Below are 17,001 nucleotides of genomic sequence, written 5' to 3' on the forward strand. Positions count from 1 at the left end.
TGGGGCCTCCGTCGTAGTGACATCCGGCTGTCATCGGGAGTGAGGCAAGCGATGGCGTCTGTCACCGTCTGATCTGAATCGCTACTGATTTTGTAGATAACTTAAAGGTCAGCTATTGGCCGGTAGCAGCGAATTTCTGCTCTGCCACGAATATGCCAGCCGTTACTCGGTCGTGCGCACTTTGGAACCCGCAAGCTTCTTTTGCACGAACTGTCGAAATCCTTCGAAGTCAAGCGATTGAGATTCGCCTGTTGCTTCAAGAAAATGCTCTTCTGCAATCGGTGTGGCTATCTCGCTTCCCAAGATACGCATGCGTAGGCGGAGCCTGCCGATGCCCTGCGGGACGATAGCTAAAGTCTCGGATCTGCCTTGCTCACCAGGCAATAAAGAGCCAAAACGTATGTGAACTACAGGTTTTGATTCGTTCTCGTCATCTACCAACAAGCTTGAGTTCTGCCTTGTCAACACATACGGGGGAGTGGCTAGTCTATCGGCGAAATTCCATTGTGGCTTCGGCATAGTCGGCACCTCACTCGCTTCAAGCAACCGAAAGCGCTGGTCATCAAGCGCATCAATTACTACCTCAAGCTTCGCGTTTGTAAGTTGAACACCAGATTGATTCAACAGTAAAAACTGAACAGCGATAACCGCTTCATCTACTTTCATGTACTCAGCGTATTCTCTCCAGAAATAACTATTATCTCGCTCCATGATGGATTCAGTCCGGAACTCAAATGGAGTTGAGGGTTTTCGGGATTTCTTATAGTCTGGAAATTCCTCGGAAAACTCCAAGTATGTTCGGGCGAAAGTGCTGGGTAGGGCCTCGTTATTAGGCGCTATCAATGAAAGGCCTATTCGTATATCACCGCGTCCGCTGTCGTCGTTTACCATCGCGGCGATTTCTGTAGGCTCCGCTTCGTCAGTGCTGCTGCCCCGCCGCACGTACACAACGTTGCTCTTTATTTTCCCGTAAGCATTGGCGAGATAGAAGGGACGCTTTTGCTTCGGAATGGTTATAGCACCTACGGTCTTCCCTTCATACAGGTGTTCTTCGTAGCGAAATGTCAACTTCGGTTTTACTTTAGCGTTAATGAACTGCTGTATCTGCGCATCATCGATACTGTCCAGAATACCGACGACTTCTGCCGGGTGGGGGCGTTGATCCTTGAACCCTAGAAGGATGTAACCTGTGCTATCACGCCACGAATTGGCAATCGCTAGTATGTCTTTCAGCATCTCCGATTTATCGAGTTCAGTTGCACCATTGAAGCGATACTGCGCAGACTTAAAGTCAATGTCAGGGCCTTCGCTCTTGTAGCGTAACGTATTCAGCAGTTCGATCATCGATATTCGCTCTCTGGGTCTATAACGGCTAATTTGTGGAGGCTATCTGCGATCAGGTTAGTTCATCGTGGGTTAGTAAGCTTGATAATCCCGGGTAGTCAGGGAGTTGACATTGTCATTGCCTGCTCTCGAAGCGTACCGCTGGTCCTGGATGCTGACGCGACACGGGTAACGGGTACGACTGCTTTTGGCCCCGAGTGTGTAAAAACGCCTTCGCGAACTCTTGCTATGATTTCTGAGGATTTCATCGCAGGGATCGCCCATGAAGCGCTTTATCCAAGGTGAACATCGAGGCCAAGGCACCTTACTTCCCGAGAGCCTCGACGACTACGTCAGCGATACCAATCCGGTGCGGGTAGTCGACGTCTTCGTCGACGAACTCGACCTGGTCAATCTGGGTTTTGAAGGTGCCATTCCAGCTGATACTGGCCGGCCGGCTTACCACCCCGCGATCCTGCTGAAGATCTACATCTACGGCTATCTCAACCGCATCCAGTCGAGCCGACGTTTGGAGCGAGAAGCCCAGCGCAACGTCGAACTGATGTGGTTGACCGGGCGTTTGATGCCGGACTTCAAGACCATCGCCAACTTCCGAAAAGACAACAGCAAGGCCATCCGAGGCGTCTGTCGCCAGTTCTTTGTGCTGTGTCAGCAGTTGGGATTATTCGGAGAACATCTGGTCGCCATTGATGGCAGTAAATTCAAAGCAGCCAACAACCGCGACCGCAATTTCACCAGCGCCAAACTGAAGCGGCGCATGGAAGAAATTGAATCGAGTATCAACCGTTACCTAGCGGCACTCGATGCTGCCGATCGGCAAGAACCCATAGCTTCCGAGCCCAGTGCCGGGCGGCTGGAAGAGAAAATCGCCAAGCTCAAAACTCAAATGAAGGAGCTTCAAGCGATCGAAATCCAGCTCAATGAATCGCCGGATAAACAGGTCTCACTGACCGAACCAGACGCCCGTTCCATGATGACGCGCGGCACAGGAATCGTCAGCTACAACGTGCAGACAGCGGTCGATACTCAGCACCATTTGATCGTTGCACATGAGGTGACCAACGTCGGTTCCGACCGGGATCAACTCAGCTCAATGGCCAAGCAGGCCCGCGAGGCGATGACGTCAGATAAGTTGTCGGTAGTGGCTGACCGAGGTTACTTCAAAAGCGAACAAATCCTGGCTTGTCACGATGCAGGTATCACCGCCTATGTGCCCAAGCCGATGACCTCTGGAGCCAAGGCTGACGGGCGTTTAAATAACGATGCCTTCATCTATGACGCGGCAAAAAACGAATACATTTGCCCGGCTGGAGAGGCGCTGATCTGGCGCTATACCAACGTTGAAAAAGGCCTGACGTTGCACCGTTACTGGAGTTCGAAATGCCGGGGCTGCGCAATGAAGCCGCAGTGCACACCGAGCACGCAACGGCGGGTTCGACGCTGGGAGCATGAAGCCGTATTGGAGGAGATGCAGCTTCGGCTGAGCAAAGCACCGGAGATGATGCGAGTCCGAAAGCGGACGGTTGAGCATCCCTTCGGGACGCTCAAACAATGGATGGGTGCGACGCACTTCCTCACGCGAAAGCTGGCCGGGGTGGGCGCGGAGATGAGTTTAAATGTGCTCGCCTACAACATGAAACGAGTCATGAAAATCATCGGTGCTCACGGTTTGATGAAGGCGCTATCGGCATAAAAAAGCTGATTTTGGCCCATCCCAGAGGCTGTAAAAACAGCGTTGAAGTGTTCCAGGTCGCGACTGATGCAATACGCAGCATTTGCCATGCGATCGTTCAGCCACGAACGTCAATGATCCAAGACGATGAGGCCTTGAGCGTTTTTACACACTCTGGGCCGATAGCTGCCAGTTGCAAACCTTGTGCGGAGATGAACTCGCGTCTGCTTTGGCTTCGTCCGCGAACGGGTCCAACCGTCCAGAAACTGAGACGTCTAATACGCCCATGGATGGTGCTGATTTGATCCCACCAAGGCCACAGTAGGGTTGGCGAAGAGTCCGCCGCCATCCGGTAGATACGACGACCAGCTTGGCGCCTTTCGGCCCAGCACCTTTAGGCTCCAGGCGAGCTGTTGCGTGCGGTATCAATCTGTCACGCCGTGCTGGTATGCTGATCGTATGGCCTGCGCCGTTTGCTGGACTCACGACCGGAGAAGCTTACAGAATGGATGCCGAAAGGAAAATCACGGTTAAGATTCCTGCTGCAATACAGCAGAAAATCGAAAGTGGAGATTACAAGCTCAGAGGTTCAGAGCTACGCGACCGGCGTGGAAGGATTGTTGGTAATCTTAAGTCTCTAGAAACCCCGCCAGAGAACTTTTTCTCTCCTCAAATATTCGTCAGCTTCCAGCAATACTCATTTGTTTCGATGACTGCTGTTTCTATCGAGCTTCGGAGCTATATCGACGAGAGAATGCAGGCCTTGTCTGCGCTAGATAGCAAACTCGACAAAGTACTTGAGCGACAAACTTCTGGGCTATTTGCTGATGTCAGTGCGTTCAGTGAAAACTTTCAAAGTCTTAGCGAAAGAAGTCTTCTCGTCGACGAGAAGATAACCTTTGCTTCAGGGGTTAAAGCTGCCTCTAGCCTAGCGTCAAATTTGAATAGTTACTTCAAAGAGTACTTAAACCTCACCGAAGTCTGGTACGGGAGTGGGTATGAGTCTGTGACATACGAAAGCTGTCTGCGTGAACGAAACCCTAGGCTTAGCCTCCCGGTCACCAAGTCAAAATTCAAGCGCTTCAGCAAGTCTCATGCTCATGCTATTTCCTACGCTTTCCTTGAGGTTTTGAACGGACTGAACGTTTTATCCATCATCTTTAACGGGAAGATTCATGCCCGCTATGAAGAAAATCTCGAAATATTAGAGCGTGCGCTTAGGGATATTCTCAACAAGCTGATCGATGGGCTTGAACAAGAAGGTGATATTTACAGCATGATGTATAGCGTGGACGAAGCTAGTAAATATTACAAGGTGGACGTTATTCGCATTCAGAGCATCCAAGGTTCTGACACTGTCCAGGAATTGATACGTCGCTCATACGGTAAAATTTCACGAGACGATCGTGACGTAGATCGGCTGGATTCAATTTATGATGTAGTGGGGCTCCTTGAAGAAATTGGCAATCTAAAAGCTCGGTCGACCTCCCTTGAGTTTATTGACCTGCTGGACTCTCCCGAAGTAACAGCACTGAAGGAAGCATTGTTTAAAGGAGGAGAGGCGCCAGCTCAGTTAGGTCACGCCTGAACCGCGTCTCGATCACAACTGAATCGCGTCTCGGCCCTAGTGGTGCTGAGGGCGGGTTCTCTTTCGCGCCCCTTCAACCCGCCAGTAGTCTCGTTCAGCTTGCTAAAAAAAGCTGCTTGCTGACCCACATCACGTTTCGACGCGGGGGCATCGCAAACACCTTGCATGCTTCGGAGCGGTGCAGCCATCTACGACCGGCAGCTATCGACCGATTGTGTTGAAAAAGTTGGCGTTCCCGAAACACTCGAATATTGAGGGATGAAAACACCTCAGTTGCACGCGGGTACGCGAAATCCGAGTCATGAGCTTTCTGCCAAAAATTCAGATTTCAATCTCAGGCGCGTACTTTTCTGGCGCGGAATTCGAAGCCGACTTTTTCAACAGAATCGACCCAAACCGGCCATTCTAGATAGGTCGCTTTCGGCCAAGACTGGAATGCTTTCCCCTAGGTTTAAGCAGGCGGCATGGAATACTATCCCCAAAGTGATGCAGGTACGACTGAGGGGTGACTTTCGCGTACTTGGGCCTTGGAGTGCTGAGTGTGATCACGGATGCCCATATGTGGCAGGTGACCAGACCATGGGCAAACTCAAAGTCGGCCAGTCAGCGCTCTAGCAAAGCAGATAACCATAAAGAAAGAGAAATATGAATAGCACAAAATAATCACTCGCAAAAGCGATAGCCGAGTCTGCACTACAGACGGCCTGCCATTTGCTAGTGGAATATTACATCGATAATGACTGCACGACATTATTGGTGTTCGCTAATTGACTATTTTGGCCATGAGCAAACCGTGAAACTTTGCAGCCTCAATTTTTTGGTGCGCCATTTTCAGTGGATACTATCGACCAAAAATCAGACGCAATAGCATTGGTAACAAACTCATAGGGTAGATAATAATAACCTCCATCCCCGCAAGGATTCCCATCTGCCGTTTGAGTTCCCCACGAGTTTCTCATAATGAGAAGGCTTGAAATATCATCGTACCCTACCAGCAACCCGGCATGACCAATGCTCGCCGTATCTGGGTCAGGTACTGGTACAAAACCGCCATTTAAATCTGCATCAAAAAATGAATTATGTATTCTGAGGCCAAATGCAACGGCGTAACCGTCAGCTAACGAAGACCTGATACCTCCAAGTGTCTGGAGGCTCTTTGATGTATTAGCTTTATAACTATCTGCTTCTGCGATGACACCTGCTGTAGGCGGTTCGTTAATATGGCTACGAGTATACTGCCAAAGTTGCTCATCACAATATCCGCGTTCAGCTATTGCCTGAATGGCTGCTGAGACACTGGTGCCGTTATCTCCACTTTGAGTGTTCGAGATAACCCGAGAGTACCAATAAATAAACATCCTTGATGGGCTAACTTTATGATAAGTTAATTTTCTCCTTAACATTTCAATTAAGGCGGCCACGGCGTTGGAGGTGCAAGTATTATAGGGGCCCTGGCTATATATGGGCGGAGCGAAAGAGCGGAGATCTACAGACTCCGGGAGCGCGCCTAGTTCTAAGTCAAATTCAATGTCCAATTGCTTGTTAATAACCGGCTCAGGTGGCAACCACCCGAATGTTCGCCCTTTTGAAGAAGGAAGCACAGACGAAATTGCCGTATTGGTCAATTTGGGCATGTTGTGCCCCCTGCCTCAATCACCGCGTCACAAATTTTTGCTTTTTGTAATGCACGCTTCGTAGTGAGTTCGTCAAGTTCAATTTTGTCTTTCGCTAAATCCGCACCACGGAATGCCTTCACGGAAGCAGTTGTATCTGTGGAATAGCCTGCGACAGCGGATAGTGAATTCGCTACCTTGGACTCAGCGTTCCAAGTAAATTCAGAGGTTCTACCAAACTTATCGAATTTCAAGTTTACAGTTCTTGACTCTCCAAATCTTGTTGAGAGGCATAAGGTCGTTGGTTCCGACAGCTGAGCAGCGTAGATTATTTGTGAGGAGGTTTTGGGGGGCGCTCCCACGATAGGGGAAAAAAGTTTTCCTGTTGCGGTCAAGCCAAGACTTATCGGTTTTGCATTAGGTATAAGTATAGATTGCTTACACTCTGCAAGCTGTTTTGACGTATTGTCGAGCGTCGCAGGTACGGCTGATGCTTCAGAAATAGTCGCTGTGGTTTCAAAAAAACGTAAGAGATCGCTGTCTCTCTGATCTTGAGGTGGGGCGGCACCTGGGCCAACGTAATCGACATCGAAATATTTTTTTATTTCTTTAATATCCCATGAAACTTGGTAGCCTCCCGTGCGCAGCTGCTTGTCTTCTAGTTTGATATCAGCATTTAATACAGCATGAAGACTTGTCTTAAGGCTTGCAATTTTTAGCGCCCTTGCGTCGATGTTTTTCTGTAAGTTGGCAATATCAGTGCTGGGTGACTTGGCATTTTGTTTAGTTAGATTGTCGCGTAACTGCTGAATGCCATCTGCTGCGGCTGCTTCTTGTGTAAGTATGGATTTTTGATCCGCAATATTTAGCTGTTTTAAAACTTTGACAGATTTGGCAATTTCTAATATTTCTGGTCGACATCTTAGCGTTACAGCTTTTCTACTTCCCTCCGTTCCAAAAAAGGGTAGGGCTGAACCGACAATCTTGATCACTGATCCAAGCGCCACAGAAGATTGATCCGTATTTGTTGAGTTCACCCCGCTGATAACACCGTTTTCAAATGTTGTAATAGTTAGATTCCGCTTAGCCATCCCGCCATATAGTAATGAGCCTGAAAGCTCGTACGGTTGGTTCTGGCTTCCAGCTTCAGCGTTGACAGTGAATAACGAGTCACTGACCACCTCTGGAGTGCAGGTTAGTATGTCTATCGCTACTGATGTCTTTACCGTGGTCTTAGGCATTGTGTATGAAATGGCAGCGGCAGTTCCAGGATCTGTAGTTCCGCAGGCTTGAAGCACGAGCATTGTTGACGCGGCAATTAATATCCGTTTATTCATAGCCAAATTCCTTCATGTGGATGGTTTTTGTGGCTAGAAGCACTTCAAGTCTTCAGCATTTTAGAAAGATTCCTGACCGTGCACTGGAAGTTACTACCCTCTCCTTTTCCTTCGCAACCAAGCGTAGCAGAGAGTTAGCGGCGCGCCTGGGCGGCACTCACTTTTTTGTTAGAATGAGCAGTAGCGAACCTTGACTAGGCCCCAAGGGAGTACATGCGGAAAATCACTAGCGTAGAGATCTCTAAACTACGCGTGCATGCTCCGGGCTGCGAAAAAAGGCCATTCGGTTCTGAGGTCGTTTTGGGTTAAACCATTAAATGCGGTAAGCGCAGTCACCGTTTGCGTCCGTTGAGGGGTAGTGGTTTCCGTTACAAATGCCGCTATGGTCTAGAGCTAACTATCATAGCGGGTAGCTCTAGACCCAGGTTTCAGGTACCTGACGTTCAAAGGCCCCGCCATCGATGCCGTTGTTCAATCGACCAACGTCGCTTATGGGGCGGATACTGCCTCTCTGCGACAGGCAGCAATTGGCCGATGTCTGCCTGTCGCGACCGGCTGAAGAGGGCCGAGGCAGTGTAAAAACGTTACTCAGTGCGGCAGGGATTCAAACCGGATTGAAAATCGCGCTTCTAAGCAAAATCCATATCTGCTGACGTGCCAATAAATTTCAGATTTATCGGAGGCGCACACACCTCAATTTTGGCGAAGCATTTTTACACAATCAAGACCAAAAGTAGCCATTCTCCAGCAGCTGAGAACGCACGTTTGATATTAGGGAAGCTCGACACCAAATTTAAGTTGCGAGAGCCAGTCACGAAAAATAGTCGGCGTCAGATAATAGCCCATCAGGAGGATATCACTCTTCCCCAGAAAGGATTCCGGATTAATTTCTAGCTCTTTTGCACTCGGACTTCCTTCAAAAGTAATTCCTACATACGCATAACGATCTTCGGTTGCATGGGCAACTAATACAGGCCCTCCGCTAAGTCCGCTAAACCCCCAACCGTGTTCAATCGCCAGTGTAGAGCATAGTGTGTATGTAGGCTTCTCTGGTGAAGGAACTGAGGACGCAAGTTCAACGGCCACACGCGGCATCGGCGCGGCTAGCATGTCGTTTACATTGTACTTGTGCCCATCGGGAAATCCGAATGCGAGCCATACAGGTTGGGAAGCAGACCAGTCCGGATCCACCCAATTATCCAAGTTAATAGCTTCTGCACCTCGAACATCCCGTAATACTGGCCAGATATCGCTCAAATCCGCTATCGCAATGTCAGGTCGTTCCGAATTCTGGCTTTCGAGATTGGCGAGCGCTTGCTCGTCATTGATCATGTCGAACGATGGGAAGTCGCGGCAGCTCGCAAATGACCATCGGTATTGCCCCTGTGGTCCATAGGTATGGAACTGATGGATGGCGCGCCCCGAATGAATCGAAGGGACGATTCGATGCCCCGTTTTTAAGGCTTCACTCAAAAATGCAGCAAGGACATGATGGCAGGTGACAGCATATACACGTGTCTCTAACTGGATGAATGTTACTGTTGCATTGGTAGTGTGCACACTATGGCCACTTTGCAAGAATTGGTCGCTAGCAAAAATAGGTGCGCAAACAGTTTTGACTTTTTTATCGAGAATGTCATCTGTTGAGTCAACGTATATCATTTTACTTGAATCCTCATTTTATAGAGATTACTTGTTGCAAGCTCTTTGCATTGTCACGGACTCTAGATATCTTATAGTCTAGCTCCTGTCATTGCAAACTAATGCCAGTAGACTTCCTCGGGGAGCTAATAGACATACTTATATGGCGTCTGGCGCCCCAGCTTGTTGTGCAACCCAAAACTTTTTGTCAATTTCAAGCTCCCTTCTGCGATTACGGCGATTGACATGGCCTATCCCTTTCAAATCTCCTTTCTTGTTTCCTACAGACGCTCTTAAAGGAACCCATGTCGAGTTAGAAAATACTCGCGAGTTTCCTTGGTTCGGAGAATCCACTCTTCATTCATGGTTGAACTTCCGTTATTCATGATAGGATTTGGTAATAAAGGAGTGCCCTTCGTCCTATTTAGCATGTTAGCTCGAGACTGGTTGGCATCCCTGCGCGGGCTACTCAGGATGCCAGGGCTTAGGGTAGAGTAGCAACGCGGCGAGCCTTCGAGGGCCTAACGGTTGTAGCGATCCGCTGGTGCTCAACGAGTGAGGAACCACCCTCAATGGTAGGCCGCTTTTGGCCGATTCTGTTGAAAAATTCGACTTCGAATTTCACGCCAGAAAAGTACACTCCTGAGATTGAAATCTGAATTTCTGACAGACTGTTCAGGACTCGGATTTCACGCAGCGTGCAACAGAAGTGTTTTCATCCATCAATATTCGAGTGTTTTGGGAAAACCGACTTTTTCAACGCAATCGGCCGCTTGCTGCCCTTTGTTACAGTCAGCAATCGGTCAATGCAGTCAGTAGCGATTGCTTGGCGCCACGGGGGTTGTGAGCGAAACTTCCGGGGATTAGTCTTGCGCACATTATTCCAAAGCATTTCGCGGGCCTCGTTACATTATGTCGTTAGCTATCAGGGAGAGATCGGTGGAGCAAAGTATTGCGCAAAATATTTCTACTCTTTTGTCTGTCGTCGGAAGTGGAAATAGATATAAGCTAGAGCGCTGGTATGCCTCAGGAAGCTTGACTGGTTTCCACCAGTGGGCAGACGGCAAGCCGTGTGAAGGCGCCTTTCTGTTCATAGACCAACAGACTGTTGGGATATGGATACTGCTTATAGATTGGAAAGAGGACGATAATTTCTATGTTGTTATTTTTCCTCAGTCTAGAGTTGGTCCTGTAGCGGAAATACATGAGATCCATGGTGAAGGCGACGAGATTTCTTTGAGTTGGAAATACGCCCCAACTAAGAGAGACGGTAGGAACTTGGAGAGGAAACGATACTTCATAGAAGCGCTGCTGTCAGATTCCGTCACAATATCCATTCCATTTGGATCCGATGAGGTTGATGACTTTATTGATGAACTGTTCACCCTCGCCAATAGCAGGCAAAAGGCAGACTCCCTTGACCCAAACAGACCAAGCGCCCGTGATGGTTTTCCTGAAGGAAAGATGAAGCAAAAGATGCACTTGGTGAGAGAGCGGAATTCGGAACTTGTTCGACAAGCAAAACTGCTCGCCTTGAAGACGTATGGTTGTTTGTTATGTGAGTGCTGCGGCATGGACTTCCAAAGTGTTTATGGGAGTATTGGCGTTGGTTTTATTGAGGCACATCACACAAAACCCATTAGCACACTGCACAAGGATGGCGAGAAGACACAGATTGATGATCTAGCCATGGTGTGTTCCAACTGCCATAGAATGTTGCATCGGTGCAGGCCATGGCTAGAAAGACATGAATTAAAGCAGCTACTAGATGCAAACCATTCGCTGAAGGGCGACGACCTGAGCTAAAGTGTTAGCTAATAATTGAAAATCCATAAGAAGCGGCTATGCAAACCTTTGAATTTATTATTCATAAGCGACCTGTGTCCCTCCAAACAAAAAACAGGGTGAATCTTCAAGCATGGAAAGCTTTTGTGCGAGGAGAAGCGTCCAAGCTATGGATCAGTGGCTCGCCCCCAGTGGCGTCACCTGCACTCCGATTTACGATTGTCTATTTATGCGACGATTCCCCAGCCGACATAGACAATATTATTAAGCCAATACAGGATGCGCTTGTCGGGCTTGTCTTTGAGGATGATTTCTTGGTTTCTGATGTCGACAGTCATCGTCGTTTTCTACAAGAACCTATTGACGTAACGAACCTGCCACCACTTCTAAGGAGTGGGGTTGCTGAAGGCAACGAATGTGTTTACGTTAGAGTTAGTGATGCGCAGGACCTTAGGAGTTATTTATGAACATTCCGACCAAATTCACACACGAAAAAAAAATAGATTCATTGGCCCATGACTATTTGCAGCAAGGATTTACCGTAGTAAAGGAGCCGGCTGTCGAATTAATTCCTTTTGACCTAAGTGGGTATAGGCCGGATTTGCTAGTCAGCAAAGGAGATAAGAACTTAATAATTGAAGTCAAGACAAAGGCATCGCGCATCTCCGTTGATAAGTTTCAATCCCTTGCCCAAGAAATTTCAAAGCATGATGGCTGGAGGTTCTTGCTTGTTACATTAGATGATGTTGATTCCTCAATGACTCCAACTACGGAAGACGACTTGCCTACGTGGTCACAGCTTCAAAGCAAGTTGTTGCAAGCTCAAGCCCTCATAGCATCTGGAGCCATCGAACCCGCGACATTGTACCTCTGGAGCATATTTGAAGCTGCACTTCGCAAGAGGGCAATTATTCAAAGTATTCCCGTTGAGAGACTCCCTGCTTCGATGCTGATAAAACACATGTATTCACAAGGTGAAGTATCCGTTAACGATGTTGATCTTTTCCTAGACTTCATGAACAGGCGAAACCGTCTGGCCCACGGCGCAAATGAAACGATCGATCCGCATCAACTTTCCCAAGTATTTCAAACTGTAAACCGCATTTTGGTGGAGTGGGATAGTTTCAATCCTCTCTAATCTTATGCCTGCATGAGATGTTCAGAAAATTAACATCTAAAAGGGGACAGATTATTTTTCTATAACTGTCCGCTCTTGGCCGATTTTTACCAGTCATGACAGGCAGAAATCGGCCGATAGCTGCCAGTCGCACATTAGTCGGCGTAGGATATGGTCTAAATACTTCAATCGAGAGTGGGGCTAGAGTCTAATGAGTGATTCATTGCAAACGACCGTGATTTGTCAGGACCCAGCCGATGGCAGCAAGGACATCATCATCGACCTCCCTCCGGATGTCCTAGCAGCAACGAACGTCGGCCTTGGTGATTCTCTGAGCATCGAGTTGGTCGAAGGATCGATAGTGCTAAAGCCAATTCGTGATACTGACACGCAGTCCTGAGACTGCTTTTAGCCGACTGTGCTGAAAAGTCGCTTTTCCCAAACACTCGAATATGATGGATGAAAACACCTCTGTTGCCCGCTGCCTCTCCAGCGACGAGTAACCAACCAAAATCAATCCGCTATAAATCGAAAATCGCTCCATCTGATCGCCTAATGCTTGCTGTGGCTTTGGATATATATAGTGTCTATCACTTGATTAGCTCGAATGCGAGAGCGACGTGGAGGTTTGGAAGATGACCTGGCCGAACGCTTACTTAGGGTTGTCGGATGAGCAATGTGCAAAATCTGCACATTACCTTCAATCAGGAAGATGATCTAGGAGTACTGAGTGTTTGGGACCGTTGTCAACCCGCGCCTGTAGAGCTACGCCCGTTAAGTAAAAAGGGCACATGCGGCAAGAACTAGTGTCCACGCGAAATAAAACTAGACTCGTTTACAGTCAACGTAGCTCGTCCGGATCTGCTTGAACGTTATATAACCGTAGCAGCTCATTAAGCGCTCCGACAATCCTAGGCTCACGTACTAGTTCCAGCGCCGTATACGACACTGCTACCGCCACCGTTAAAGAGTCTAAATGTAAGTCACGTGGATCAAAGGGCCATACTTGAATCCGCGTAATCGTCGGGTCTCGAAAATCGTAATCCGACACGATTATTAACTCGGATGAAATTTCATTCCAGCGATGCAACGATAATCCATAAGTCTTTTGCGGCATGTCGGCAAGCATAGTGAATCTGTCGAGGAAGCTATCGCCAACATAGATGTAGCCATCGCTACTAAAATCACGCACATAAAAGTCTGCCAATCTGGGGGACGAAACCAAGGCTTTCAATACTCGCATGGGAATACGCCCGTCGTTTAGTGCGTACTCTTCCTCAAAATGTCGTTTTATTCGCGAAATCAGATCGGGATGGTTAGCCATGATCAGCGTCGAAAAATCTACCATGTAAATCCGTCCTCTTAGATAAATGCGTTGTATTCGATTCAACCGACGAGATCAGCGAGAAGTAGATATTCTTCCTCAGTTATGAGGTCTTTGGGTGCCTTATTACCCAACAGAGGATTTTTGCGCGCCCACCATTCAGAAGCCGCCGCGACGTTGTCTTGAAAAAGGTCAACTGTCTTAATTATGACTTTTCTCTGGATTTCTCGTGTGGTACGACACTCATCAGTAGGGGCTGTAGCATCGCACCCCGAATTAAAGACATCCATAAGCACTTTTTGCTTACAGCGTCCCCAGGCACCATCAAGTGGACCTTCTAACACGATCCCCTCCGTACTTTCTACCAAATACCTGGGTTTTTCTTTGCGGCCACTATTAAAGCGTGTTATTCGCGTGACGATCCCTAGCTCACTATCGGGCTTAAGTGGAGACTTATTAATGCAAGCGGTGATCAACTGGATTTTCTCAATCCGTCGACCTTTATTTTTTCCACTCAATGTCCGGTCGAGCCCCGCAATACTGGAAGTCATGATCATCTGGGAGGTGGATTTAGCCAAAAAATGCTCGGCCGGTAAGTGCTCCCTTACATAAAACCAAGGCATACCTATCGGATGTGAGACACAATGCCAATTTCTCTTTCGGTCTTCGTAACGTTCTGCCCTGCTCATAGCGTCATCGTAATCAGTCTGGAACATAGGTATCTCTCATTGGTAGACGGGCCAACAGCATTCAATCAGGATTCGCGGCACGGCAACTTGGGCACAACACTCGAATATATCCCTTCTTTCCTCGCGCTAACTGCCCTCTGCTGCCGCACAGTTCACATACTCCGTAAGACATAGCTACAACTGCGGCGATCACACCCTGTGAATACTCGTCTGTTATGGAAAATGTGCATCTGAGGATCCCCATTTTTTGTTTTATCTGGCATGCCACGATCTGACCGACACCTGCCCGAGCAACATGAACTTGCAACTCTCGGCAAAGTGAATAGATCAAAAACCACCACCCGTCACCGCAGTCGATCCCCCACAAATAATCCTCTGGATCACTCTCAGTCACCCCGAAGATTTCTGGGAACCTTTTCAGCAGGTCTCGCTCCAGCTCTGGCTTCAAGTTATTCACCTATCACGTCATTTATATTGACACTTATATATTTTAGTTAAATTAAATCATCAAAATTTGGAAAGCTGAGTCCGCCAAAATCTATAAAGATCATGGAAATTCTCGACCGCTTGCACGCTATAGCGTGTAGTGCTTTAGCGTGCATTGTTGCCCTATCTCCCTTTTGTTGTCTAGAGGGAATTTTATGGATATCTCAGAAGCGCTCGCCGTAGCAATCAGACAAATTCGCTTGGCACGCAACATGACACAAGAGGATTTTGTGGGTATCAGTGGTCGAACATATATTTCCGAACTTGAAAGGGCTGTCAAAAATCCTTCGCTCGCAAAGATAGACAGCATTGCTGTGCGAATGGGCGTTCATCCGTTGACCTTGCTAGTAGCATGCTATGAGCTGAAAGACGGTGTCACGCCAGCTGAACTGCTGAAGACAGCGCTGACAGAGCTGACAGAGCTGCCAAACCTCGTTTAAAGCTGTCAGAACATCAAACACAGCTTCGGCGAGCGGGAGCGTGACGTTGCTGGCGCTTTCGCAATTCCAATTTCGCGCGAGATTCTTTGCACTCAACTGATTACGAATAGGTGAGCAGTACAAAGGCGAACGTGGAGGAAACGTGCGTTGAGTCGAGATAATGAAGTCAAAATTGCGCCTGAATCATCTTGAATGATGAATGGCTTATCACGCCCGCCAACTTACGGCTGCTGAGTCACACGGGATGAGCATCCGCAAAGGAAAAAGCCCAGCCAGAAAATTAGCTACTCACCTTAGAGCAAAATAATAAAGACTTGCTGATGGACATAGGAAAATCAGTCACGCATTTTTTCATTCTGAAAAATGCGGTAGAACAAGATAAGGAATTCCTAGAAAATCAATGATTTATATCATCGCATTTTTCTAGACCTCTTAAGTAACCTTCGCGTTACGAGTGCGCTGCTCTACCAACTGAGCTACACGGGCGGTAGGCTAAAGCTAGCACTGCCTTGGACGTCCGGCAACTCACTGCTTTGGGAGTGCAATAACCCCTTGGGCCCAGAAGCGTGGCTGCAGATGTACTTTGCTGGCGCCCACGTAATGCTGGTTACGCTCATTGATGTGAGGCACGTCTCTAATTGCGACGAACACCAGCAATGCAACAGACAGGACAATCAGCACCGTCCACATCCAGTACAGCAGCGGCATCGTGGCGCTTGGGCACGTTCGCCACGGGTGCAAGGCCATCAGCCAACCAACCACCAGCGCCAGCCACAGTTGCGAGTTTGGCATCACTATCACGCCGTCAACCATGGCTTGGGTCAATGCGCCGATCAACGCGGCAAATAGACACAGGCGCAGCAGGTCTACGGGTGCAATAACGCTGCGCTGCTGACGCAGCACATTCAAGGTCGGCCAGATCCCCCGCAAAGCCAACCCGGCCACGCACAAGGTCGACAGCACGCCCCACTCGCTGGCCCATTGCAGAATCGCCTGGTGCGGGTGAGCGGCAATGTCGTTGGCGATATCGGCAAAATGCATCGGCCCGAAGCCCAGCAACGGGCGCTCGCGGATCATGTCCCAAGCCTGCCACCAGATGGGGCCACGCCCGGAAAGAGAGGTGGTCAGGCGGTCGCCGGCGATATTGTCGATTTCAATCCCCAGATACCCCGTCAGTGCGACGAACAACAACCAGTACAGCAGCAATGCGCAACACAGGGCAGCCAATTGCCAAGCCAGCCAGCGACGCCCCCAAGGGCCCAAAAACGCCAGGACTATCCCGGCAGTTCCCAAACCGAGCCAGGTTCCGCGGGTGCCGCCACTGATCGCGATCAGCCACCAGACACACAACAAGGCGAACACACAACTTCGTACCGCACGACTGGTAGCCGAGGCCAGCAGAGGAAGTGCCAGCAACGGCAAGGTAAACGTCTGGAACTGGCCATAAAAGCGCTTGTTGGAAAATCCTGACAGCAGCAGGTCCGTGTTCAACACCGGTTCGCCGCTGGTAAAGGCGATAGCGCCAGCATATAGATACTGACTGCTTTTGATCAGGCACAGCAGCACCACGAAGAGGACCAATGCCCGATCAAGGGACTCGTCGCCATTGCGCCTAAGCGTGGCGAGAGCAGCAGCAATGGCGCCACAGGTGATTACCAGCGCCAGCTCAGTCAGCGCCCAGGACGGCTGATGGGCCAACAACGACGAGACCAGGCCAAGCCCAACAATCACCGCCAGACCGATAGCGGCGGGCCTGTCGACCAGTCGTTGCCTGCAAGCCAGCGAGGAAACCGACAGCCCATAAATCAACGCGCAAAAACCCACGACAATTTGTATCGTACGCTGCAAGTCATGGGTGCTGAACGAGGGATAGATACCCAGCGCCAGAAGACACAGCGCCACCACCAGGAAAACGCTTCCTCGTTGCTGCACGGATAACGTCATGGGCAACCTCTACGTCCTTGT

At 49.0% G+C, this 17,001-nt stretch carries 14 protein-coding genes; 6 read left to right on the top strand and 8 right to left on the bottom strand.

Annotation, left to right across the window (positions count from 1 at the left end; all coding sequences use genetic code 11):
• Positions 1-162: 162 nt before the first annotated feature.
• Positions 163-1,344, bottom strand: coding sequence for an AlbA family DNA-binding domain-containing protein (locus tag AAEZ06_RS01705; protein ID WP_350612595.1), 1,182 nt, complete (start codon positions 1,342-1,344; stop codon positions 163-165).
• Positions 1,345-1,606: 262 nt separating this feature from the next.
• Here AAEZ06_RS01705 and AAEZ06_RS01710 point away from each other — a divergent pair, with 262 nt between their 5' ends.
• Together AAEZ06_RS01710 and AAEZ06_RS01715 are read left to right on the top strand one after the other, a co-directional pair.
• The gene (locus AAEZ06_RS01710; protein ID WP_350612597.1) at positions 1,607-3,037 is read left to right on the top strand and encodes an IS1182 family transposase; all 1,431 of its coding nucleotides are present in this window, start codon (positions 1,607-1,609) and stop codon (positions 3,035-3,037) included.
• A 427-nt stretch (positions 3,038-3,464) separates the two neighbouring features.
• Positions 3,465-4,604, top strand: coding sequence for a hypothetical protein (locus AAEZ06_RS01715; RefSeq protein WP_350612599.1), 1,140 nt, complete (start codon positions 3,465-3,467; stop codon positions 4,602-4,604).
• 809 nt (positions 4,605-5,413) lie between these two features.
• Here AAEZ06_RS01715 and AAEZ06_RS01720 read toward each other — a convergent pair.
• The 3 genes from AAEZ06_RS01720 to AAEZ06_RS01730 form a co-directional block, all read right to left on the bottom strand.
• On the bottom strand, positions 5,414-6,238 hold the full coding sequence (locus AAEZ06_RS01720; protein WP_350612601.1) for a C1 family peptidase: 825 nt from the start codon (positions 6,236-6,238) through the stop codon (positions 5,414-5,416).
• Entirely contained in the window at positions 6,226-7,554 is a 1,329-nt protein-coding gene (locus AAEZ06_RS01725; protein ID WP_350612603.1) for a hypothetical protein, read from the bottom strand. The genes AAEZ06_RS01720 and AAEZ06_RS01725 overlap by 13 nt, the downstream gene beginning before the upstream one ends.
• Before the next feature lie 771 nt (positions 7,555-8,325).
• On the bottom strand, positions 8,326-9,216 hold the full coding sequence (locus tag AAEZ06_RS01730; RefSeq protein WP_350612605.1) for a hypothetical protein: 891 nt from the start codon (positions 9,214-9,216) through the stop codon (positions 8,326-8,328).
• 918 nt (positions 9,217-10,134) lie between these two features.
• On the opposite strand from AAEZ06_RS01730, the gene AAEZ06_RS01735 reads away from it, so the two are divergent.
• Genes AAEZ06_RS01735 through AAEZ06_RS01745 form a run of 3 tightly spaced genes read left to right on the top strand, consistent with a single transcriptional unit; the run spans position 10,135 to position 12,118 of the window.
• The gene (locus tag AAEZ06_RS01735) at positions 10,135-11,001 is read left to right on the top strand and encodes an HNH endonuclease (RefSeq protein WP_350612607.1); all 867 of its coding nucleotides are present in this window, start codon (positions 10,135-10,137) and stop codon (positions 10,999-11,001) included.
• 38 nt (positions 11,002-11,039) lie between these two features.
• Positions 11,040-11,447, top strand: a complete 408-nt coding sequence (locus AAEZ06_RS01740) for a RusA family crossover junction endodeoxyribonuclease (protein WP_350612609.1) — start codon at positions 11,040-11,042, stop codon at positions 11,445-11,447.
• Positions 11,444-12,118 carry a hypothetical protein gene (locus AAEZ06_RS01745; RefSeq protein WP_350612611.1) on the top strand — a complete coding sequence of 225 codons (675 nt, stop codon included), beginning with the start codon at positions 11,444-11,446 and terminating at the stop codon, positions 12,116-12,118. The genes AAEZ06_RS01740 and AAEZ06_RS01745 overlap by 4 nt, the downstream gene beginning before the upstream one ends.
• Positions 12,119-12,938: 820 nt before the next feature.
• On the opposite strand, the gene AAEZ06_RS01750 is transcribed toward AAEZ06_RS01745, so the two are convergent.
• From AAEZ06_RS01750 to AAEZ06_RS01760, 3 genes are read right to left on the bottom strand one after another with little or no spacing between them, the layout of a single operon-like run.
• Entirely contained in the window at positions 12,939-13,445 is a 507-nt protein-coding gene (locus tag AAEZ06_RS01750) for a hypothetical protein (protein ID WP_350612613.1), read from the bottom strand.
• Between the two features lie 38 nt (positions 13,446-13,483).
• A complete protein-coding gene (locus AAEZ06_RS01755; protein WP_350612615.1) occupies positions 13,484-14,137 on the bottom strand; it encodes a hypothetical protein in 654 nt (217 codons plus the stop codon).
• Between the two features lie 34 nt (positions 14,138-14,171).
• Positions 14,172-14,567, bottom strand: coding sequence for a hypothetical protein (locus tag AAEZ06_RS01760; RefSeq protein WP_350612617.1), 396 nt, complete (start codon positions 14,565-14,567; stop codon positions 14,172-14,174).
• A gap of 184 nt (positions 14,568-14,751) precedes the next feature.
• Between AAEZ06_RS01760 and AAEZ06_RS01765 the strand changes: the two genes are divergently transcribed.
• Positions 14,752-15,036, top strand: a complete 285-nt coding sequence (locus AAEZ06_RS01765) for a helix-turn-helix domain-containing protein (protein WP_350612619.1) — start codon at positions 14,752-14,754, stop codon at positions 15,034-15,036.
• Between the two features lie 525 nt (positions 15,037-15,561).
• Here the strand turns inward: AAEZ06_RS01765 and AAEZ06_RS01770 are convergent.
• Positions 15,562-16,980, bottom strand: coding sequence for an O-antigen ligase family protein (locus AAEZ06_RS01770; protein ID WP_149410822.1), 1,419 nt, complete (start codon positions 16,978-16,980; stop codon positions 15,562-15,564).
• Positions 16,981-17,001 lie beyond the last annotated feature (21 nt).

Source organism: Pseudomonas sp. HY7a-MNA-CIBAN-0227 (assembly GCF_040310325.1).
Taxonomy (GTDB): Bacteria; Pseudomonadota; Gammaproteobacteria; order Pseudomonadales; family Pseudomonadaceae; genus Aquipseudomonas.